Source organism: Chenggangzhangella methanolivorans, from assembly GCF_042648545.1.
Taxonomy (GTDB): Bacteria; Pseudomonadota; Alphaproteobacteria; order Rhizobiales; family Methylopilaceae; genus Methylopila; species Methylopila methanolivorans.
In genome coordinates, this window is record NZ_JBHRXS010000005.1 from 277,475 (window position 1) to 299,221 (window position 21,747).

The window sequence follows — 21,747 nt, forward strand, 5'->3', positions numbered from 1 at the left end:
CGTCACGCCGCGAAGCGATTCCGGCCGGCGGCCTTGGCCTGGTAGAGGGCTGCGTCGGCGCGGCCGATCGCGAGGCCGAGATCGCTCTCGCCGGCCTCGACGGCCGCGACCCCGATGCTGACCGTAAACGCCGCGACGCCAGGCCCGCCGGCCGCCACGCGGCCCCTGATCTCCTCGGCGAAACGGCAGGCGCGGGCGGCCGTCGTCTGCGGCAGCAGCGCCAGAAACTCGTCGCCGCCGAGCCGGAACAGACGGCAGCCGGCGGCGGGGGCCGAAGCGGCCGCCTGCGCGGCGAGCGCCACCAGCACGGCGTCGCCGGCTCCGTGACCGTCGCGGTCGTTGATCGCCTTGAAGTGATCGATGTCGATCAGCACGACGCCAAGCCCCGGCGCCACGGGGTCTGCGGCGAGCGCCTCCTCGAGCGCGCGTCGGTTGCCGGCGCCGGTCAACGGGTCGCGCGACGCGCGGTCGCGAAGCGTGCGCTGCACATGTTCGCCGGGCATCGCCAGCAGGCCGAGATAGAGCACCGGCAGCAGCAGCTGGTCGGAGAGATGCGGCACGATCGCAAAGCGCTCCGCCCAGGCGCCGAACAGCGTGTCGACCACCACCGATCCGACATATCCGAACGCGTAAGCCCCCATTGCGCAGCCCGCGATTTTGCGGCCGAGCGTCGGGCGGTTCTGCGGCCCGAAGACGAGCGCGGCCGCGACCGAGAGCACGCTGACCGCAAGCCCCACCGTGCCGAACTTGAGGCAGGCGGCTCGCGCGTCCTCGGGCGTTTCGGCGAAGGGCAGCGGCGCGGCGTAAAGCAGCGCCGTCAGGGTGACGGGAAGCGCCATCCATCCCTGGAACGCCGGACGGCCGTCGAAGAGGTTCGCGCCCGAGAGCACGAGGGCGTTCGAGAGCGGCAGCACCGCGAACAGCGCCGCGCCGAGGAGCGAGGGCGGAGGGCCCTCGAGCGCCTCGAAGGTCGCGAGCAGCAGCACGTAAAGGACCGAGGACACGCCCCAATGGAGCAGATGGGCCTCGCTCGCCCGGCCGCGCCACAGCGCCAGGAACACCAGCGCAAAGGCGACGCTCGCGAGCAGGCTGCAGAGCCGCAGCGTCGGCAGGTCTGGCTCGGAGAAGAACATGGGCGCGGAGCGTGAGGACGTACTCAGGAACCGTTACGACAGACATGGTTAACGATCTGCCGCATTTCGCCCTGTCCCCAGCCTCGCCTTCGCCGGACGCCGCGTTGCGGCGCGGCGCGCGAGCCCTTAAGCACGGGCGCGCCGCTTCACCGTCCCGCGAGTTGCCTCCGAATGGCCGTCTACACCGAAGTCTCCGACGACGATCTCGCCGCGTTCGTGGCGGCCTACGACATCGGCGACGTGGTCTCGTTCAAGGGGATCGCCGAGGGGGTCGAGAACTCGAACTACCTGCTCGCCACCACCAAGGCGCGCTTCATCCTCACGCTCTACGAAAAGCGCGTCGACAAGGGCGACCTGCCGTTCTTCCTCGGGTTGATGGAGCATCTCGCCGAGCGCGGGATCACCTGTCCGCTGCCGGTCAAGGCGCGCGACGGCGAAGCGCTGCGCACGCTGTGCGGACGCCCGGCCGCGGTCGTGACCTTTCTCGACGGCGTCTCGGTGAAGAAGCCGACGCCCGCCCATTGCGCCGAGCTCGGGCGCGCGCTCGGACAGCTTCATGCGGCCGGCGAAGGCTTTTCGATCCGCCGTCCCAACGCGCTGTCGGTTTCGGGCTGGCGGCCGCTCGCCGATGCGGCGAAGGGGCGGAGCGACGTGGTCCAGTCAGGGCTCGACGCCGAGATCGCGGCCGAACTCGACGTTCTCGAGCGCGCTTTCGCGAAGCTCGACCTGCCGGCGGGCGTGATCCACGCCGACCTCTTCCCCAACAACGTGCTGTTCCTCGGCGACCGGCTGTCGGGGCTGATCGACTTCTATTTCGCCTGCGACGACGCCTACGCCTACGACGTCGCGGTCTGCCTCAATTCGTGGTGCTTCGAGCCCGACCAGTCGTTCAACGTGACGAAGGGCAGAGCGCTGCTCGAGGCCTATCACGCCGCGCGTCCGCTCTCGGACGCCGAGATCGACGCGCTGCCGACGCTCGCCCGCGGCTCGGCGATCCGCTTCCTGCTGACCCGCCTCGTCGACTGGCTCGACACGCCGGCCGGCGCGCTCGTGAAGAAGCTCGACCCGCTCGAATATTTCCGGAAGCTCCGCTTCCACCAGCAGGCGGGAAGCGCGGCCGACTATGGATGGCGCGGGTGAGCGCGCCGGGCGAAACGGCCAGCGCCGTCGAGATTTTCACCGACGGAGCCTGCTCCGGAAATCCCGGCCCCGGCGGCTGGGGCGCGATCCTGCGGTTCGGCGCGGTCGAGAAGGAGCTGTCGGGCGGGGAGTCTCCCACCACCAACAACCGAATGGAGCTGCTCGCCGCCATTTCGGCGCTCGAGGCGCTGAAGCGGCGGTGCACGGTCGTGGTCCACACCGACAGCCAGTATCTGCGCGACGGCGTCACCAAATGGCTCGCCGGCTGGAAGCGCAACGGCTGGAAGACCGCGGACAAGAAGAAGGTCAAGAACCAGGACCTTTGGGAGCGCCTCGACGCCCTTCTCAAGGCCCACGACATCGAATGGCGCTGGGTGAAGGGCCACGCAGGACATCCCGAAAACGAGCGCGCGGACGAGCTCGCCCGGATGGGCATGAAGCCGTTCAAGGAGCAGCCGCAGGGCTGAGGCGCAGGCTTCGGCGCGGCGGGAAGTTTCGTCGTCGCAGGCCCTCGCCGAACGGCCCCCGCCCATCCATATCCCCTCGCGAAAGCCGATACGCCGACCCGAGCGAGGCCGTCGACCGTGAGCGAAAGCTCGTTCTTTTCTGACCTTCTCGCGAGCATCGCCCAGCAGGGGCGGCGGCTGCTCGGCCCGGCTCCCGAGGCTCCGCGCGCCTCGGGCCTCGACGCGTTGAGGCTGGAATGCGAGGCGCTTCTGGAGAGCACCGGCGAAGCGTCGCGCATCGCCGTGGCGCGCTCGGTGCTCGACCATTGGGCGGCGAGCGGCGAGGAGGTTCGCGCGGCGTTCTTCCTTGTGCTCCGCCAGGATTTCGGCCCCGATCGCGAGCGCCTCGCCAAGGCCGTCGAGGCCTGGGGCGCCGCCCCGACGCCGGAGAGCGAGGCGGCGCTTCACGAGGCGGCAGAGCCGCGCCGGCAGGAGCTGATCCGCCGCCTCGCGCTCGCGCCCGACGGCATGGCCGGGCTGATGCGCATGCGCGAGGCGCTGCTCAGGCTGCTGCCGGTCAACCGGTCGCTGAAGGTGGTGGACGACGACTTCGCCCATCTCTTCAGCTCGTGGTTCAACCGGGGCTTCCTGGTGCTGCGGCCGATCGACTGGACGACGCCGGCGAACGTGCTCGAGAAGATCATCCGCTACGAGGCGGTGCACGAGATCCGCGACTGGGAGGAGCTGCGTCGGCGCCTCGAGCCGCCGGACCGGCGCTGCTTCGCGTTCTTCCACCCGCGCCTCGTCGACGAGCCGCTGATCTTCGTCGAGGTCGCGCTCACCCAGTCGATGCCCGAGAGCGTCGCCGAGGTGCTCGATCCCGGCCGCGAGCCGATCCGCGCCGAGGAGGCGGGGGCGGCGGTGTTCTATTCGATCTCGAACTGCCAGGACGGGCTGCGCGGGGTCTCGTTCGGCAACTTCCTGATCAAGCAGGTGGTCGAGGACCTGCGGCGCGACCTGCCCGAGATCGCGACCTTCGTGACGCTCTCGCCCGTGCCGGGCTTCGCCGAATGGCTCTCGGGCGAACTCGCCGATCCGGCCTCCGACACGCTCGCGGCCGAGGATCGCGAGACGCTCGCCGCGCTCGAGGACCGCGGTTGGATGGACGACGAGCCCAAGGCCGAGGCGCTGCGCCCGGCGCTGGCGCGGGCCTGCGCCATCTACCTCGTCCACGCCCGCAACCGGCGCGGCCAGCCGGCCGATCCGGTGGCGCGCTTCCATCTCGGCAACGGCGCGCGGCTCGAGCGCGTCAACGTCATGGCCGACCGCTCGCCGCGCGCGGAGCGGCAGGCCCACGGCATGATGGTCAACTACCTCTACGAGCTCGACGAGATCGAGCAGAACCACGAGGCCTACGCCGCCCGGGGCAAGGTCGCGGCCTCGACCTCGGTGAAGCGCCTCGCGCGCCGGCCGAAGGCGGCCGAGAAAGAGACGGAAGCGGCGCGCTGAGGCGCGGACGCGCTCCGCGCCTTTCCTTTTCATGACGGTTATGTGATCGGCGAAGGCAGCGTCGGCGCGGCTAACGTGCCGGCCCTCTCGTCGCCCGCATCGATCGGCCGTCCATGACCGTCCGCCTCCGCATCGTCGTCTTCGCCGTCGTCACCGCGGTCTTTGTCGCGATGATGATCGGCGTGATGGCGTTCGCGCTGAAGCTCGCGGACGACTTCGTGCAGCGGGTCGACGCCGTGCACCGCCGGTTCGAGGTCATCGCCGAGCTCGACGGCAACGCCAACAACTACGCGGAGCAGATCGCCGAGGTGCTGCTGCTCGGCGCCGAGCAGATGCCGGATTTCCATCAGGCGCGGGACGAGATGCGCGACGCCTTCGAGCGGCTGAAGGAGGTGACGCGCGCCGAGATCTCGACGATGCACGATCTCGAGGAGGTGCGGCGCGAGCTCTCCGACGTCGAGACGGCGAGCCGGATGGCCGAGCTCTACCGCGCCATCGACCAGGCGGCCGAGCGCGTCTTCGCGCTCCAGCGCGAGGGCAAGCAGACCGAGGCGGTCGAGCTGTTTCGCCGCGAGGTCGAGTACAAGCTTTCGAACGACTTCGAGAACCTGCTCGAAAGCGCGCTCGACGACGAGCGCAGCGAGGTCGCGCGCGAGCTTTCGGAGGTCCGCACCCAGCAGCGCCGGCTGCTGTTCGGCTCGGTCGCGATCGGGCTGCTGGCGCTGATCAGCGGCGCGGCGCTCGCCTTCGGGCTGAGCCGCTCGATCGTGCGGCCGCTGCAGGCGCTCGCGGCCGGCGCGCGCGCGATCGCCGACGGGGCGCTCAGCCACCGGATCGCGGTGCGCGGATCCGACGAGTTCACGGCGCTGTCGCGCAGCTTCAACGAGATGGCGACGGCGATCGAGGCGCAGCGCTCCAGCCTGATCGCCGCGCAGGAGCGCCTCCATTCGGAAGTCGAGGACCGGACGCGCGAGCTGCGCGACGCCAACGCCAAGCTCAAGGACGTCGACGTCCGCCGCGCGCAATTCCTCGCCGACGTCAGCCACGAGCTGCGGACGCCGCTGACCATCCTGCGGGGCGAGGCCGACGTGGCGCTGCGCGGCCGCGCAGATCCTGGCCTGCTGCGCGACGCGTTGAGCGGCGTCCAGGCGCAGGCCGGGGAGCTGTCGGCGCTGCTCGACGACCTCCTCGCCTTCGCCCGCTCCGACGCCGGCGACCAGAGCCTCGAGCGCGCGTCCGTCCACGCCGTCGACCTCGTTCTGGCCGCCGTCCAGGAGGGAGAGGTTCTGGCCGCGCCCCGCGAGATCCTGATCGAGACGGACCTGAGGGCGGGCGACGCGCGCATCGACGTCGACGCCCGCAGGCTCCGGCAGGCTTTGATGATCGGGCTCGACAACGCCGTGAAATACTCGCCCGACGGCGGCCGCGTCCGGGTGTCGACCTCGGTCGAGGGCGGGCGGCTCGCCATCGCGATCGCCGACGAGGGCGTCGGGATCGCCGAGGAGGACCGGGACCGCGTGTTCGAGCGCTTTTACCGGGGCCGGGACGCCGGCCACAACGTCAAGGGGCTCGGCATCGGCCTCGCCATCGCCAAGGATATCGTCGAACGGCACGACGGCGAGATCTCGCTCGGCGACGGGCCGACCGGCGGAGCGACGCTGATGATCGTGCTGCCGCTCATCGAGGACGACCGGGCATGAACATTCTCGTGGTCGAGGACGACCGGCGCATCGCGAGCTTCTTGAGCCGCGGCCTGGAGGCGGAAGGCTATCAGGTCACGGTCGCCGAGGACGGCCGCGACGGGCTGGAGCACATCCGAAACGGCGGCTTCGACCTCGTGATCCTCGACCGCATGCTGCCTTACGTGAACGGGCTCGAGGTCTGCCGCATCGTGCGGGAGGAGAAGCGCCCGGTCCTGATCCTGATGCTGACCGCCAAGGACGGCATTCAGGACAAGGTCGAGGGTCTCAAGGGCGGCGCGGACGACTACCTCACCAAGCCGTTCTCGTTCGACGAGCTGCTGGCGCGCCTTGTCGCGCTGAAACGGCGCAGGGTCAGCCAGGACGACCCGACGACGCTGACGGTCGGGGAGCTCGTGCTCGATCCCTCGTCGCGCCGCGTGGTCTATCGCGGCCGCCCGGTGACGCTGACGGTGCGCGAGTTCGACCTGCTGAAATATCTGATGGCGAACGCCGATCGGGTGGTGAGCCGGCAGCGTCTGCTCAACAGCGTCTGGGAGTACGGCTACGACCCGGGCACGAAAATCGTCGACGTCTACATCCGCTATGTCCGCAAGAAGCTCGAGGACGAGGGGCCGGACTCGATCATCCAGACCGTGCGCGGCGTCGGCTACATGGTCTCGACGCAGGCGCCTTAGAGCGTGATGCGATCTCATTCGCTCAGGCCGTCATGCCCGGCGGGGGGCGGGCATGACGAGTGGTTCATCCTTAAATCATCGCGCCTTAGTGGTTCCAAGCCGGAGCGCTCAAATTTTCTTGACGGATCTGCTATAAAGCCAAAAAATCGCGTATCAAGTTTGTCTCATGAAACTATTATTCGGCCCGCGTAGGCTAAAACGGCCTTCGTCGTATTTTGGTCTCGGGTTTCTCTCCAAATTCTAACCTGTCGCTCAACCAGATCTAATCACGCACGTCTATCTCTCTCCTCAGGAACGCCGCGCAGCGTGGCGTCGGGATGGAGAACGGTCAGATGGCCAAGATCAACGGCGACGGCAGGGCGAACGAGCTTCGCGGCACCAACTTCGACGACGTCATCAACGGCAAGGGCGGCAATGACGAACTCGAAGGCAATGGCGGCAACGATAAGCTTTATGGCGGCTCGGGCAACGATGACCTCGAAGGCGACAGCGGCAACGACACCCTCGAAGGCGGCTCGGGCAATGACGAGCTCGACGGCGGCTCGGGCAACGACGTCCTGAAGGGCGGCAAGGGCAACGACGAGCTCGACGGCGGCATCGGCAACGACATCCTGACCGGCGGCAAGGGCTTCGACACCTTCAAGTTCGAGCGCTTCGACGGCGCCGACACCATCACCGACTTCAAGTCCGGCCAGGACACGATCGAGTTCGACATCGACGGCCTCGACTTCCGCGACCTGACCATCGCCAACAATGGGTCGGGCGACGCGGTCATCACCTGGGGCGACGCCGGCTCCTCGATCACGCTCGACGGCGTCGACGCCGCGAGCCTCGGCCAGCGCGACTTCGTCTTCGACGACTGATCCTCGCCACGGCCTGACCATTCTTGAGAACGGCGCGCTCCTACCGAGCGCGCCGTTCGTCGTTTTTGCGACGAGCGTCGTCGTCGCCCCTTCGCCCGAAGCGCGGTAAAGTCGTCCTCGGCCTCACGGCCGCGTGAACGTTCGATGGAGCCCGCGATGGCGGAAGCGCAGCGCAGAATGGACGCGCCCGACACGCGCGCCGACGATCCGGTCGAGGCCGCCCCGGAGGCGGGCGTCGTCGCCGCCAGCGTCTACGCCGGCGGGCGGCGCGTCGCGGGCGTCGCGATCGAGGACACCGGGCGCTGGGCGCGCGAGCCCGGCCATTTCGTCTGGATCGGGCTGCTCGAGCCGAGCCTCGACCTGCTGCACCGCGTTCAGAGCCAGTTCGACCTGCATGACCTCGCGATCGAGGACGCGGCGCAGGCGCACCAGTCCCCGAAGCTCGAACAATATGGCGAGGACGCCTTCATCGTCGCGCGCACCGCGCAGATGGTCGACGGCCGCATCGCCTTCGGCGAGACCCATCTCTTCGTCGGCGAAGGCCACATCGTCTCGGTGCGGCACGGGCCCTCGACCTCCTACGGCTCCGTGCGCCAGCGCTGCGAGAGCTGCCGGGTCGTGCTGTCGAGGGGCGAGCACTACATCCTCTACGCCATCCTCGACTTCATCGTGGACAACTACGCGCCCGTCCTGCAGGCGATCCATGACGAGGTCGACGAGATCGAGGATCAGGTGTTCGGCGAGCAGTGCGGGCGCGTCGACGTCAAGCGCCTCTACATGCTGCGCCGCGACCTCCTGCGCCTGCGCAACGCCGCGCTGCCGCTCGGCGACGTCTGCCAGCGGCTGCAGCACGCCGAGGTCGTGTCGATCGACCCCTCGATGCTCCCGCTGTTCCGCGACGTCTCCGACAAGATCCGCCGCGTGCAGGAGGACATCGATGGCCTGCGCGAGGTGCTGGCCTTCGGTTTCGAGGCGAGCCTGATGATCGGCCAGGCCGAGCAGACCGACGTCTCGCGCCGCCTCACCGCCTGGGCCGCGATCCTCGCGGTGCCGACCGCGATCGCGGGCATCTACGGCATGAACTTCGCCAACATGCCCGAGACCCAGATGCAGTACGGCTACTTCTACGTGCTCGGCGGCATGGCGACGATCTGCATCAGTCTGTTCGCGGCGTTCCGAAGGTCGGGGTGGCTGTAAGGGAAGGGCGCGCGCCTTGGCTCAAGGCAGTTCGTACTCGCCTTCCATCTCATCCATCGCGACGGCGTCTGAGATGGTCGTGTAGGTCCAGACGCCCTTGCCTTTCAGGCCGGCGTATTTGCCGGTGCCGCCGGTGAACTCGACCGTTCCCTTGTAGATCGGCGGCGCCTGCTCGGTGTCCGAGAATTTCGCGAACACCTTCGAACCGTCGGCGGTCGTGAACGTCTTGTAGCCGCCGGCGACCATGCTCGAAGAGTCCGACAGGTAGAACAGCTGATACCTGGCTTTCTCCAGAAACCCGCCGCCTGCGCTCACGATCATGCCGTCTTGCTCGAGATAGAGGAGCGTATGGTCCTTGACGTCCTCGAGCGTCGTCATCGTCTGCTTCGTCGTGACGAGCACGGCGCGGGTTTTGATCTTGCCGGTCTCGCCCGCGAAAGCCGCGTCCGGCGTCCCGGCGCCGGCCGCCCCCAAAGACAACAGCGCTGCAAAGGCGAGCCATTTACCGGACGGTTTACTTAGCATCTGACAACCTCCCTGCGGCGACGTCTATGGTGATTTAAACACCCATGACAGGGGCCGAGATCTGGTCCTAGTATGTTACTGTAACATCGCGATCGAACGAACGGGGAGGCGGAGCGATGGCGGCGCGCTTCAACGAAGCCGAGCGGTCCGCAGTGCGCGCGCATCTCGATGATATCCTCGGCAGCGAACCGTTTCTCAAATCCGGACGCCGCCAGCGGTTTCTCGAATACATCGTCACGGAGACGCTCGAAGGCCGGGGCGGCGCGCTGAAAGGCTATAGCGTGGCGGTCGACGTCTTCGATCGTCCCGCCACTTTCGATCCGGCGCTCGACCCGATCGTCAGGGTCGAGGCGGGGCGTCTTCGCGAAAAGCTCCGCGATTACTATGCCTCCGCCGGGCGACCGAACGATGTTCGGATCGAATTGCCGAAAGGGCGATACGCGCCCCGGATCGAAATCGGGACGGGGCCGTCGGCGCTTGCGCGGCGGGGTCGGGAGCCAGACGCCGCCCGACCAACGCTGGCCGTGCTTCCCTTCGTCAATCTCAGCGGCGACCGTAGCAACGATTATCTTGGCGACGGCCTGGCGGATGAGCTCGTCACCGATCTCGGGCGGATCTCGGGACTTCGGGTCGTTTCGCGGCACTCGTCCTTTCTTTGCCGGAACCCGGACCTTCCACTGGCGAACATCGCCGACGCGCTGAAGGCCCGCTTCATCATCGAGGGCAGCGTCCAGGTCGAGCGGGCTCAGGTGAGAGTGTCGGCGAACGTCCTCGATCCCGCCTCTGGCGGAAGCCTGTGGTCAGCGAGATTCAAAGGGGACCGGCGCGAACTGTTCTCCATGCAGGACCAGATTTCGCGGGGCGTCGCGAGCGCCCTGAGCGTCAAGCTCACGCCCCGCGAAAGCGAACTTGTCGGTCGGCGCGGGACGGAAAGCACGCGAGCGCACGACGCTTTGCTCAAAGGCTTGTCGCTGTTCTGCGGCTATTCGGAGACGACCTGCGCGGAGGCTCAGGATCACTTTCGCGAAGCGACGCGTCTCGACCCCGCTTACGCCGCCCCGCACACATGGCTGGCGCGGAGCTACGTGCTCCAGCACTGCATGAACTGGAGGACCGACGTCCAATCGCCTCTCGAACCGGCGGTCGCGCATGCGCAGACGGCCGTCGCGCTCGACGGCGACGCGCCGCTGGCGCACGCCGTTCACGGCTGGACCCTGCTTTTCCTCAGGGACGGCGAGGCCGCGCTCGCCGCCGCCCGACGGGCCTGCGCGATCGATCCCTGCTCGCCGGACGGCAGGATGTTCCAGGCGCTCATCGAAGCGTCGACCGGCCGAACCGCCGAGGCCGACCTCAGCATCGAGGCGGCGATGGCGCTGCAGCCGCTTCCATCGAGTTTCTGCTTCTATGCGCTCGGCATGTGCCGGTTCGCCGCCGCGGACTACGACGGGGCCCGCGAAGCGCTGCTCCGCTCGACGGAGGTCAACCCGGCGTTCCTGCCCGCGCATTACGCGCTCGCGATCACCTATGGCGTCTGCGGCCGGGACGCGGAAGCCGTGGCGACGGCCGCGATCGTCCGGCTGAAAGCCCCGTTCATCGCCAAGACCTTCTTTCTGGCCCCTGGCCCGGCCAAAGCCTATCTCGCCGGGCGCCGCGCCGGCGGACTTGGATGACGGCCACTGCACCGCTGCAATCAACTCACCGCGACCGGCGCCCATGGACTGTGCGCCTCCGGCACCTTAAGTCCGGCTCGCAAAGACCCTCCGCGAGCCTCATGTCCCCCATCATCTCCATCACGGGCCTGGCGAAGACCTACGCCACGGGCTTCCAGGCGCTCAAATCCGTCGACCTCGAGATCGAGAAGGGCGAGATCTTCGCGCTGCTCGGCCCGAACGGCGCCGGCAAGACCACGCTGATCTCGATCGTCTGCGGCATCGTCATGCCGAGCGAGGGGACGGTCACGGTCGGCGGCCACGACATCCAGAGCGACTTCCGCGCCGCCCGCGAGATGATCGGTCTGGTGCCGCAAGAACTGTTCACCGATCATTTCGAGAGCGTGTGGGCCTCGGTCAGCTATTCGCGCGGCCTGTTCGGCAAGAAGCGCGACGACGCCTTCGTGGAGAAGACGCTGAAGGACCTGTCGCTCTGGGACAAGCGCGACTCCAAGATCCTGACGCTGTCGGGCGGCATGAAGCGGCGCGTGCTGATCGCCAAGGCGCTCGCCCACGAGCCGCGCGTGCTGTTCCTCGACGAGCCGACCGCCGGCGTCGACGTGGAGCTCAGGCGGGACATGTGGGCGCTGGTGCGGAAGCTCCGCGAGACCGGCGTCACCATCATCCTGACGACCCACTACATCGAGGAAGCCGAGGAGATGGCCGACCGCATCGGCGTCATCTCCAAGGGCGAGATCATCGTGGTGGAGAAGAAGGCCGACCTGATGACCAAGCTCGGCCGCAAGGAACTGCGGCTGGCGCTTCAGGAGCCGCTCTCGGAGATCCCGACGAGCCTCGCCGGCCACCAGCTCGAACTCGGCGCGGAGGGTTCGGAGCTCGTCTACACCTATGACGCCCAGCGCGATCGCACCGGCATCACGGGCCTGCTCACGGATCTCGCCGCCGCAGGCGTGCATTTCCGCGACCTCCAGACAAAGCAGAGCTCGCTCGAAGAGATCTTCGTCGATCTCGTGAAGGACAAGCGATGATCGTCAACCACCGGGCCGTCGGGGCGATCTACCGCTTCGAGATGGCGCGCGCCTGGCGCACCGTCATGCAGAGCGTGATCTCGCCCGTGCTCTCGACCTCGCTCTATTTCGTGGTGTTCGGGGCCGCCATCGGCAGCCGCATCCAGGAGATCGACGGCGTCGCCTACGGGGCCTACATCGTCCCGGGCCTCATCATGCTGACGCTGCTGACGCAGTCGATCGCCAACGCCTCGTTCGGCATCTATTTCCCGCGCTTCGCCGGCACGATCTACGAGCTCTTGTCGGCGCCCGTGTCGTTCTTCGAGGTGGTGGTGGCCTATGTGGGCGCGGCGGCGACCAAGTCGATCATCATCGGCCTGATCATGCTGGGCACCGCGGCGCTGTTCGTGCCGCTTCGCATCGAGCATCCGGTCTGGATGGTCTGCTTCCTGCTGCTGACGGCGATCACCTTCTCGCTGTTCGGCTTCATCATCGGCATCTGGGCCGACGGCTTCGAGAAGCTGCAGCTCGTGCCGCTGCTGATCGTGACGCCGCTCACCTTCCTCGGCGGGGCGTTCTACTCGATCGACATGCTGCCGCCGTTCTGGCGGACGGTCTCGCTGTTCAACCCGGTGGTCTATCTGGTGTCGGGCTTCCGCTGGAGCTTCTTCGGACAGTCGGACGTCGGGGTCGAGGTGAGCCTCGCGATGACGTTCCTGTTCCTGGCGCTCTGTCTCACCGGCGTGTGGTGGATCTTCAAGACCGGCTACCGTCTGAAGGCGTGAGGCGGCTGTCCCGGGTCGGACTCGGAGCCGCCGCCGTCACCCCGGCCGAAGAGCCGGGGTCCATGAACGCGACACGTCGAGAATGCCAGCGCAGGGGCGTCGGCTCTGGATGCCGGCTCTTGGCCAGCATGACGGCTGAGCGTCTCGCGCCTTCTCCTGCGCGCCCTTACGCCGCCTTCTCGCCCGCGCCTTCCGCGATGCGGACGATGTCGGCCATGATGGCGGTGAGGTCGAAGTTCTTCGGCGTGTAGACCGCCGCGACGCCCATCGCCTTCAACTGCGTCTCGTCCTCGGGCGGGATGATGCCGCCGACGATGACCGGAACGTCGTCGAGTCCCTCCTTCCGCATCCGCTCCAGCACGTCGCGCACCAGCGGCACGTGGGAGCCCGAGAGGATCGAGAGGCCGACCACGTGGACGCCTTCCTCGAGCGCCGCGTTGACGATCTCGGCCGGGGTGAGGCGGATGCCCTCGTAGACCACCTCGAAGCCGCAGTCGCGGGCGCGCACCGCAATCTGCTCGGCGCCGTTGGAATGGCCGTCGAGCCCGGGCTTGCCGACGAGCAGCTTCAGCCGCCGCCCGAGCGTCTGCGAGGCGGCCTCGACCTGCTTGCGGACTTCCGCGATGGCGTCGCCGCCGCTCGCCTCGCGCACCGCCTTGCCGACCCCCGTCGGGGCGCGGTACTGGCCGAAGATGTCGCGCAGTGTCTGGCCCCATTCGCCGGTGGTGGCGCCGGCCTTGGCGGCCGCGATCGAGGCCTCCATGACGTTCCGGTCTTCCTTGGCGGCGGCGGAGAGTTCGGCGAGCGCCTTGTCGACGGCGGACTGGTCGCGCTGCGCCTTCCAGGCGTTGAGGCGCTCGATCGCCTCCTGGCCGACGCTTTCGGGAACGGTCTGGATCGAACCCGAGCCGGTCGAGAGCGGCGAGGGCTCGCCGTTCTGGAACTTGTTGACGCCCACCACGATCTGGTCGCCGGCCTCGATCGCGGCGAGGCGGCGGGCGTTGGACTCCACGAGCCGGCCCTTCATGTAGCCGGCCTGGACGGCTGCGATCGCGCCGCCCATCTCGTCGATGCGGGCGAGTTCGGCGCGCGCCTCCTCCTTCAGCGCCTCGACCTTGGCGTCCATCACCGTCGAGCCGTTGAAGATGTCGGCGTATTCGAGGATGTCGGTCTCGTAGGCCAGGATCTGCTGGGCGCGCAGCGACCATTGCTGGTCCCAAGGACGCGGCAGGCCGAGCGCCTCGTTCCAGGCCGGAAGCTGAACCGCGCGGGCGCGCGCGTCTTTCGAGAGCGTCACCGCGAGCGTCTGGATCAGGATGCGATAGACGTTGTTTTCAGGCTGCGGCTCGGTGAGGCCGAGCGAGTTGACCTGCACACCGTAGCGGAAGCGCCGGGACTTGGCGTCTGTCACGCCGTAGCGGTCGCGGGTGATCTCGTCCCAGAGGTCGACGAAGGCGCGCATCTTCGCGATCTCGGTGATGAACTTCATCCCGGCGTTCACGAAGAACGAGATGCGCTGAACCGTCTGGGCGAAGACCTCCTCGGAGGGGTTGGTCTCCTTCACCTCGTCCAGCACCGCGACGGCGGTGGCGAGCGCATAGGCGAGCTCCTGTACCGGCGTCGCCCCGGCCTCCTGCAGATGGTAGGAGCAGACGTTCATCGGGTTCCACTTCGGCAGCTCCGACGTGGTGAAGGTGATGACGTCTCGGATTAGCCGCAGCGAGGGCGCCGGCGGGAACACGTAGGTGCCGCGCGAGAGATATTCCTTGATGATGTCGTTCTGCGTGGTGCCCTGCAGCGCGGTGCGGTCGGCCCCCTGCTCCTCGGCGAGCGCGACGTAGAGCGACAGCAGCCAGGCCGCGGTCGCGTTGATCGTCATCGAGGTGTTCATCTGCTCGAGCGGAATCTCGTGGAAGAGAGTCCGCATGTCGCCGAGATGGCTGACGGGCACGCCGACCTTGCCGACCTCGCCCTTGGAGAGCACGTGGTCGGGGTCGTAGCCGGTCTGGGTCGGCAGGTCGAAGGCGACCGACAGGCCGGTCTGGCCCCGGCTCAGGTTCGACTTGTAGAGCTTGTTCGACTCCACGGGCGAGGAGTGGCCCGCATAAGTGCGGAACAGCCAGGGTTTGTCGGCCATCGCCTTGTCGCCTCGCATCACGGATTGCGCGCAGGGGCCCGGGAGCCCCGCCTCCCGCGAGCATTTACCTCACGTGTGCGGCGCCGCAATTCGCAGATCGTCGGACGGACGGCTTACCAGTAAGGCGCCCAGGCGCTCGCCACGAGCTCGTTGGCCTCGCCCGCGAAGGTCTGCGGATAGGCCGAGGCGACCGAAACCGGCGCGATGGAGGCGAGCACGGGAGCCGCGGGCGCGATCACGCGCACGGCGGGCTTCGGCTTGATGGCCGCGACCGCCGCGAGCGCGGTGCCGGGCGCGGGCTTGTCGCCGCCGCCATAGGCGAGCGGCGTTTCGGCGCGGAGCGGTTCGGCCTTCGAGGCGAGCGCCGCCTGAACGAGCGGCTCGGCCAGCGCCTCGTCGCGCTTGGCGGCCGCGACCGCCTTCGCCATCGAGGCGAAGGGCGCGGCCTGGCGGCGCTTCTCGTAGAAGGCGTTGCCGCCCGAGACGAGCACGTAGTGCATGTTCGGATATTTGAAGCGCATGTTGGCGACGTGGAAGAACATCGCGTCGCCGGCGGCCGGGTGGCGGCGGCCCTTGATGACGGCGTCGGCCATCTGGCGGGCGCGCTCGGCGGCGGCGCCCGTCATGGAGCGGCTGAGAACGCCCGGCGCAAATTGCTGGGGGGCGCCGACGACGCCGCAGATCGAATTGCCGTAGCGCCCGGACTTGAGGCGGTTGGCCACCACGGTGCCGACCGCGAGCATGCCGTCTTCGGCGCTCTTGTCGCTCTCGAAATACATGGCGCGGGCGAGACACTCGCGCTCGGAGCTGCGCCCGGCCGGCTTGGCGGCCGCGGCCCTGAACTTGGCCTGCGGGGTGGCGGCCGGCGCGGCCGAGGGCCCGGACAGCGGCTCGATCTTGGTCGGAGGCGTGAAGGACGGCTGTTCGGCGCGGGAGGCGGCGGCCGCGCCGCAGAGGGCGAGGCTTGCGAGCAGACTGGCGCGCGCGACGTGCCGTGCCTTCATCCCCGGTAAGCCCCCCGCTCGAACGACCATGCGGCTTGCGCGCGATCGTTCCGATGTTTCCTTCAAACCCACGATCGTCCCGCGGTCAAGCAAAGACGCTCGTCAGGCGTTCAGTTCGTCACCTGCGTACCGCGTCGAACAGCGCCCAGGCCTTGGCGACGGCCGCGTCGGCGACCGCGCCGGGCGACCAGGCGCGCGCCGGAGACTGCGATTCTGCGCGCGTCGGCCAGACCGGGCCCGCGGCCGCCTGCACCGGCGCGGCGGGCACGACGACGCGCGGACGCTTCGGCTCGAGCGCCGCGACGGCCGCGAGCGCGCTGCCGGAGACCGGCGCGGGAAGCGGCGCGGCGTAGGCGAGGATCGCGCCCGCGCCCGAGGCGTCGCGGCCGGGCGTGGTCGGCGCGGGGGCCGGGCGGGCCGCGGGAGCCGGGGCCGGCTCCGCGGGCTTGATCGCAAGGATTTCCTGGACGCTCGGCGCGTCGGCGGCGGCGAACAGCGTCGCGTCCGGCGCGGCCAGTCCGGCGGCCACCGGCGCGGCCGCCACGCGGGCGGCCGGCGCCGCGGCGAAGGCGCGGGCGAGCGAGGCGAGGTTCGAGGTGATCCGGGCGCGCCCGCCGTCGCGGTTCCAGCCATAGAAGGCGTTGCCGCCGGACACGAGCACGTAGCGCTTGTCGTCGTGGCGGAACGGCACGTTGGCGGTGTGGAAATAAAGCGCGTCGCCGGCGACCGGATGCCGGCCGCCGTCCAGCACGACGTCGGCCATACGGTAGGCGAGCTCGCGGGGCTTGGGCTCGGCCATGGCGCGGCTTAGCACGCCCGGCGCGAATTGCGACGGCCGCCCCACGACCTCGCACACGCTCGATCCGTATCGCCCGCCGGCCGCGAGCCGGTTCGCCACGACGGTCCCGACCGCGAGCATGCCGTCCTCGTCGGTGCGGCGGGACTCGAAATACATCGCCCGCGCCAGACACTCCCGATCCGTCTTGACGATTGCGGCCTTCTGGCTGCGCGCCGGCCGACCCGCGGCCTCCGCGCCGGCATGGCCGACGATGACAAGCGACGACGCAATGAGAATGCGCGCGACGGAGCGGGACGTAAGGCGAAGGGACATTCCGGCGTTCCAGTGGGCCGGCGGGAGGACGCTGGAGGTCCGATCCCGCCGCTTGGCTGGCACGCCAAAAGCTGTCTGGTGGGCGATCGATCAATACGGGATCGCCCTTACGCCCGCCGCCCTATTTTGGCCCCGCTTCGACCGGCGTCGAAGGGCGAAGCAGCCGCGAAGCCGGCTGATCGCCCGCGGCGGAGGCCGCGACGCGACCCGAGGGGCCTCGCGCTCTCGCACCGAGGGGCGCCGGCTCCGGGAGGTCCGGCGTCGGTAAGGTTTGGTTAACCATACGGGCGAAATCGGGCGAAGGCCGCGGGCGCCCACCGGCCAAAGGCGAAAAATAAGCGCCTGAAGGCGCTTGATAGGACGTCCGCGACAGAAAAATCACGGCTTGGACCTGCACGTGGAGGGCGCATTTCGCGCGGCGTCTGATTCGCGCAGATCGCGACGTCGGCATTGCGGTCGCGACGGGCGGCGACGCCTCCCGCCGCCAACGGGCAGCCGCCAGCAGGCAGGCGCCATGAGGGCGAAACCGCTTCCGCCGCACGGCCTTGTTCTTCTGGCGTCCTGACAAGCAGTCAAGCTTTCCGGACCAGCAGGACCCAAGGCCGTGCGCGCTGTTCTTACAAGCCGGTTCAGTGGAGCTTGAGGGTCATGCCGGCCATCACCGTGCGCCCGACGCCGAGTTTCGCGCCGTCGCTGCGATCCGAGATGTAGAACTTGTCCGTCAGGTTCTGGCCCGTGACCCAGGCGGTCAGATCCTTCGTGACCTTGTAGCTGGCGCGCGCCGAAAGCAGCCACACGCCGTTGATCCGGCCTTCCTCGACGTCCAGCGGGTTCATCGGCAGGTTGAGGGCGTCGGTGTAGAAGCCGCCCCTGTAGGTCCAGCTCACGCTCGCGTCGAAGCCGCTGGCGTGCTGCGCGCCGAGCGTCAGATTGGCCGTGTGCTTCATCGACTCCGGGACTTCGTTGCCCGAGACGTTCTGGCCGCCGTCGGCGGTTCCCTTCACGATCTTGCTGTTGACGTAGGTGTAGACGCTTTCGCCGTAGACATTCCACGGGCTGTCGATGAAGGCGCGGCTGTCGATGCGGGCCGCCAGTTCGACGCCGTCGAAGCGGGCCTTGTCGAGTGAGCTGAACACGCGGTCGCCGCCGTCGGACTGGAAGGCCTCGCCGAACTGATAGTTGCGGATGTCGCTGTGGAAATAGGCGACGTCGAAGGTCAGGCCCTGAACGGCCTTTGACCGGACGCCGACCTGCAAGTTGTCGCCGAGCTCCTTCTTCGGCGCGATGTATCCGGAGTCAGCTTCCAGCACGTCGCGAAGAATATGGGGCGACAGGCCCCGGTGATACCCGCCGTAGAGCGTCGTGGTCGGCGCGAATTCCCACGAGAAGGAAAGCATCGGCAGGACCTGGGTGTAGGTGCTGTCTCCATTGTTGGAGGAGTCGTCCAGGTCCCGGAAGCCGATCTTGTAGCGCTCCAGCCGCACGCCGGGAACGAGCGTGAAGTCCGGCGTCACCTTGATGGCCGTCTGGGCGAAGGTGGCGAAGGAGTCGGCCGTCAGCTTCTGCGCTTCGTCGAGCGAGCCGCGGTTGCCGTAGTCCAGCCGCTCGTTGGTCGCTCCGAGACGGTTCTTGTTGTGGAAGTCGTGCTCTTCGTAGCGCACGCCCGCCTGCACCGTCTGCGTAAGGCTGCCGAAAAGCGGCAGGTCGGCGAATTCGATGCGCGAGTCCGCCCCGATGTTCTTGTAGAGGCGGTCGCGCCCCTCCATCACGAAATCGGACGGCGGATCGTTCGACTCGTCGCTCACATAGAAGCGGGCGCGGTCGTGATGGTTGCCGTAGAGCCGCGTCGACAGGGTCGTCTTGTCGTCGATGTAGAGATTGTGCGCGACCTGCGCGCGGTAATAGTCGGCGTTGTAGGTGTTCCAGTCGTAGCAGCGGCCGCACGCGACCGGGAAATTCCCGTTCTCCGCGGCGTCCTTCTTGTTGCGCCGGAACCTCTTGAGCTCCGCGAGCGTGCCCGAGAAATTGTCTTCGTCGTAATTGTCGCGCTGGCGGAAAAACCCGCCCGAGACGGTGAGATCCTGATTCTCGCCGCGGATGCCGACCGCGCCGTAGAAGTCATTGTAGCCGAGCTTCTCGGCGTCCCATGAGCCGCCCGCGTCAAGCCCCGAATAGGAAAGAACGACGCCGACATTGTCGACCGACTGACGCGTATGCGCATGGCGCATGTTGTTGACGTTCTGGTCGACGCCTTTCGTCGTGCCGATGCCGGCGCTGAACACGGTCTCCTTCGGACCGAAGGGCGAAAGGTTCTTGAAGTTGACGACCCCGTGATTGTTTAGCGGCCCGTAGTTCACCATCGGGCCTTTAAGCACGTCGATGCTTTCGACGCGGTCCATCGGCGGCGTGTAATGCGTGCCCGCGTCGAGATACGGCGAGAAGTTGATCGGAACGCCGTCCTCCATGACGAGGATCTTGCGCGACCGGCGGTGAGGCGAACCGCGCAGGCTGATGCCGGAGTGCCGTCCGAAACCGTCATCCGCGACGGTGGCGACGCCGGGAACGTTTCTGAGCGCGTCATGGGCCGTGAGAGGGCGTTCGCTCTCGAGATCCTGAGCGGTGACCCGGTCCGCCGAGCCCGCGAAATTCTGGAGATTGGCCGGCAGCGGCTCACGAGCGTCGATCGGGCTGACGGGCCCCTGCTCGGCCGTCGTTCCCGCGACCGGAGACTGGCCCAGAGCGCCCCTGACGTCGATCGGATCGAGCTGCGTCGCGCCGCTCTCCTGGGCGCGGAGCGCCGTCGGCGCGAGCAGAGCCGCCACGCTGGTCGCTGCGAACAGCGCCACGAGTTGTTGCTTTTTCTTCATATGTTTCCCCCTGCGCGGAGGAAGCATTTCTTTCCGGAGCGGGGCTAGTCTTACCCCGATCACGAAATGATTATTCTATACACAATCTTGTAATAAGCTCATTGTAACGCGTTTCTAAGTAATCTTATTATTAGAGTATAGTTCGAAGTACGGCGAAGGCGGCGGGCTGTTTACGTGTCGGCGCGGTCTCGATCTGGCGTCGTTTCGGCTCCATCGTTTCGCGGCCGCCCGCGTCGGGCGCCTGCGCCTCCCGCAGCCCGTTTGCGCCGGACTGTCTTCGTGGATGTCGGTCCGGCCGGGCGGAGGCTCGGCGAGCCGCCGGTCCTCGTCAGCCAGGTCGTGTCGCCGCCTCTTCGCCAGCCGACAACGAGCCGGCGTCAGACCGAAAGCAGAGCGCGGTCGCTATGGGCAGACCCTTAAGCGAGGTCTTCCTCGGCGAGCGCGCGCCGCGCCGCTTCGCGATGCTTGTCGTTCATGTGAATTCGCACCGCCGCGATGGCGGCCGCCAGGACGCTCGCGTCGTCCGCGAAGCCGAGCAGCGGCAGGAAGTCCGGCACCGCGTCGAACGGCACGATGAAATAGACGAGCGCTCCGAGCAGCGCCGCGCGCACATGGGTCGGGGTCTCGCGGTCGAGCGCGCAGTAATAGGCGGCGACCGCGTCCTCGGCGAAGGGGATCGAGCGCGCGACGCGACGCAGCGTCGGCCAGAACTCCCGCTTCACGCGGGATTCGTCGGAAGAGAAGCTGTCGCTCGCCATCGGCCGTGGGTCCTTTCCCGCGCTCCAAGTTCACGAGCGGAAGGTGGCGGCGCCCGCCTTCCGGATCAAGGCTCGCAGCGAAGCCGCAACAGGCGCGGCGCGCCGCCCGAGGCGTCACGACGCGCGGTTCGGCGCCGGCGCGCGGCGATCTCAGGCGCTCGCCGCCGCCTCGATCGCCTCCATGTCGTCGTCCGAGAGGCCGAAATGGTGGCCGATCTCGTGCACGAGCACATGGGTGACGATCGCGCCGAGCGTCTCGTCGTGTTCGGCCCAATAGTCGAGGATGGGCCGGCGATAGAGATGCACGACGTTCGGCATCTGGCCGGTGCGCGACTCCGCCTCGCCCTGCGCCAGGCCGACTCCGGTGAAGAGGCCGAGCAGATCGAACTCGCTCTCGGCGCCGAGCTCGTTCAGCACGTCTTCGGCCGGAAATTCGTCGACCCGAACCACGACGCCTTTGGTCAGGGCGCGGAAGGCGTCCGGCAGCTCCGCGAGCGCCGCGTCCGCCAAGGCCTCGATCTCGGCGAGATCCGGCGCCTTCAGGCCCGCCCAGTCGTTCTCGTGTCGCGGGGGCTTGCTCATGGTTCCGGGTGACCTTTCGGGCGGGCGGCGGTCGTCAGGATTGGTCGCGCGTAGGATTTTAGGCGGGGGGCGCGCAGGGGGGAGCGCATCGAAGCGTATCAGACGCGACGACGCTCTTGGGTCCTGCAAACGCCGAAGACGGCTCGACGAACGGCCGCAGAGCCCTATCTCGCGACGTCGTGAAGGCAAGCTTCCGCCGGCTCAATCCGGCGTGAATGCGAAGTGAACGCGGGTTTCAGAGCTGATTCACGGATCGCGGCCCAGGCTGCGGCGGTCCGGAGAACGCCGAACGGAACTGCATCAACGGGAACGTCAGGAGACTTAAGACATGCGGACTTTCATCCTCTCGACCGGTTTCGCGGCCGCCATGGGCGCCTTCGCCGTGGCGCCGGCGAGCGCCGCTCCGATCTCGACCCATGGCGTTCTGGTCGCCCCGGTCGTGACCGACAACGTGGCTTGCGTCGTCAAAAAGAAAACGGTGATCCGGAACGGCGTGAAGCGCGTCACCACCGTCCGCGACTGCGGCCCGGTCGCCCGCCGCACCTACATCGCGCCGCGCCGCTACTATCGTCCGGCCCGTCCGGGCATCACCGTCCGCGTCCGCTGATCGGACCGACGGCTTAGAAAACGAAGCGC

At 68.1% G+C, this 21,747-nt stretch carries 19 protein-coding genes; 11 read left to right on the top strand and 8 right to left on the bottom strand.

Going from position 1 to position 21,747, the window contains the following annotated elements:
- Nucleotides 1-2: 2 nt before the first annotated feature.
- On the bottom strand, nt 3-1,133 hold the full coding sequence (locus ACFOWB_RS10685; protein WP_261404950.1) for a GGDEF domain-containing protein: 1,131 nt from the start codon (nt 1,131-1,133) through the stop codon (nt 3-5).
- A 171-nt stretch (nt 1,134-1,304) separates the two neighbouring features.
- On the opposite strand from ACFOWB_RS10685, the gene ACFOWB_RS10690 reads away from it, so the two are divergent.
- The 7 genes from ACFOWB_RS10690 (at nt 1,305) to ACFOWB_RS10720 (ending at nt 8,665) form a co-directional block, all read left to right on the top strand.
- Nucleotides 1,305-2,273 carry a homoserine kinase gene (locus tag ACFOWB_RS10690; RefSeq protein WP_261404949.1) on the top strand — a complete coding sequence of 323 codons (969 nt, stop codon included), beginning with the start codon at nt 1,305-1,307 and terminating at the stop codon, nt 2,271-2,273.
- On the top strand, nt 2,270-2,740 hold the full coding sequence (gene rnhA, locus ACFOWB_RS10695) for a ribonuclease HI (RefSeq protein WP_378147203.1): 471 nt from the start codon (nt 2,270-2,272) through the stop codon (nt 2,738-2,740). Before ACFOWB_RS10690 ends, rnhA begins: the two co-directional genes overlap by 4 nt.
- A 117-nt stretch (nt 2,741-2,857) precedes the next feature.
- On the top strand, nt 2,858-4,228 hold the full coding sequence (locus ACFOWB_RS10700) for a malonyl-CoA decarboxylase (protein WP_378147205.1): 1,371 nt from the start codon (nt 2,858-2,860) through the stop codon (nt 4,226-4,228).
- Between the two features lie 113 nt (nt 4,229-4,341).
- Nucleotides 4,342-5,928: a sensor histidine kinase gene (locus ACFOWB_RS10705; RefSeq protein WP_378147207.1), complete on the top strand. Its 1,587-nt coding sequence runs from the start codon at nt 4,342-4,344 to the stop codon at nt 5,926-5,928.
- A complete protein-coding gene (locus tag ACFOWB_RS10710) occupies nt 5,925-6,605 on the top strand; it encodes a response regulator transcription factor (protein ID WP_261404945.1) in 681 nt (226 codons plus the stop codon). Before ACFOWB_RS10705 ends, ACFOWB_RS10710 begins: the two co-directional genes overlap by 4 nt.
- A 332-nt stretch (nt 6,606-6,937) precedes the next feature.
- Nucleotides 6,938-7,468, top strand: coding sequence for a calcium-binding protein (locus ACFOWB_RS10715; protein ID WP_261404944.1), 531 nt, complete (start codon nt 6,938-6,940; stop codon nt 7,466-7,468).
- A gap of 177 nt (nt 7,469-7,645) precedes the next feature.
- Nucleotides 7,646-8,665: a magnesium and cobalt transport protein CorA gene (locus ACFOWB_RS10720; RefSeq protein WP_261405698.1), complete on the top strand. Its 1,020-nt coding sequence runs from the start codon at nt 7,646-7,648 to the stop codon at nt 8,663-8,665.
- A 21-nt stretch (nt 8,666-8,686) separates the two neighbouring features.
- Here the strand turns inward: ACFOWB_RS10720 and ACFOWB_RS10725 are convergent, their stop codons facing one another.
- Complete coding sequence (locus tag ACFOWB_RS10725) at nt 8,687-9,190, bottom strand: hypothetical protein (protein ID WP_261404943.1); 504 nt, start codon at nt 9,188-9,190, stop codon at nt 8,687-8,689.
- 116 nt (nt 9,191-9,306) lie between these two features.
- On the opposite strand from ACFOWB_RS10725, the gene ACFOWB_RS10730 reads away from it, so the two are divergent.
- The 3 genes from ACFOWB_RS10730 (at nt 9,307) to ACFOWB_RS10740 (ending at nt 12,652) form a co-directional block, all read left to right on the top strand.
- The gene (locus ACFOWB_RS10730; protein WP_261404942.1) at nt 9,307-10,860 is read left to right on the top strand and encodes a tetratricopeptide repeat protein; all 1,554 of its coding nucleotides are present in this window, start codon (nt 9,307-9,309) and stop codon (nt 10,858-10,860) included.
- A 101-nt stretch (nt 10,861-10,961) separates the two neighbouring features.
- Complete coding sequence (locus ACFOWB_RS10735) at nt 10,962-11,888, top strand: ABC transporter ATP-binding protein (protein ID WP_261404941.1); 927 nt, start codon at nt 10,962-10,964, stop codon at nt 11,886-11,888.
- On the top strand, nt 11,885-12,652 hold the full coding sequence (locus ACFOWB_RS10740; protein WP_261404940.1) for an ABC transporter permease: 768 nt from the start codon (nt 11,885-11,887) through the stop codon (nt 12,650-12,652). Before ACFOWB_RS10735 ends, ACFOWB_RS10740 begins: the two co-directional genes overlap by 4 nt.
- Before the next feature lie 166 nt (nt 12,653-12,818).
- Here the strand turns inward: ACFOWB_RS10740 and ACFOWB_RS10745 are convergent, their stop codons facing one another.
- From ACFOWB_RS10745 to ACFOWB_RS10770, 6 genes are all read right to left on the bottom strand, one after another.
- Nucleotides 12,819-14,807 carry a methylmalonyl-CoA mutase family protein gene (locus ACFOWB_RS10745; protein ID WP_378147211.1) on the bottom strand — a complete coding sequence of 663 codons (1,989 nt, stop codon included), beginning with the start codon at nt 14,805-14,807 and terminating at the stop codon, nt 12,819-12,821.
- Nucleotides 14,808-14,902: 95 nt separating this feature from the next.
- Nucleotides 14,903-15,793, bottom strand: coding sequence for a cell wall hydrolase (locus ACFOWB_RS10750; protein WP_378147213.1), 891 nt, complete (start codon nt 15,791-15,793; stop codon nt 14,903-14,905).
- Nucleotides 15,794-15,911: 118 nt separating this feature from the next.
- Nucleotides 15,912-16,904, bottom strand: coding sequence for a cell wall hydrolase (locus ACFOWB_RS10755; RefSeq protein WP_378147215.1), 993 nt, complete (start codon nt 16,902-16,904; stop codon nt 15,912-15,914).
- Between the two features lie 629 nt (nt 16,905-17,533).
- Complete coding sequence (locus ACFOWB_RS10760; RefSeq protein ID WP_378147217.1) at nt 17,534-19,771, bottom strand: TonB-dependent receptor family protein; 2,238 nt, start codon at nt 19,769-19,771, stop codon at nt 17,534-17,536.
- Nucleotides 19,772-20,187: 416 nt separating this feature from the next.
- Complete coding sequence (locus ACFOWB_RS10765; RefSeq protein ID WP_261404934.1) at nt 20,188-20,529, bottom strand: YkvA family protein; 342 nt, start codon at nt 20,527-20,529, stop codon at nt 20,188-20,190.
- 150 nt (nt 20,530-20,679) lie between these two features.
- The gene (locus tag ACFOWB_RS10770; RefSeq protein WP_261404933.1) at nt 20,680-21,111 is read right to left on the bottom strand and encodes a metallopeptidase family protein; all 432 of its coding nucleotides are present in this window, start codon (nt 21,109-21,111) and stop codon (nt 20,680-20,682) included.
- A 328-nt stretch (nt 21,112-21,439) separates the two neighbouring features.
- Between ACFOWB_RS10770 and ACFOWB_RS10775 the strand changes: the two genes are divergently transcribed.
- On the top strand, nt 21,440-21,718 hold the full coding sequence (locus ACFOWB_RS10775) for a hypothetical protein (protein ID WP_261404932.1): 279 nt from the start codon (nt 21,440-21,442) through the stop codon (nt 21,716-21,718).
- Nucleotides 21,719-21,747 lie beyond the last annotated feature (29 nt).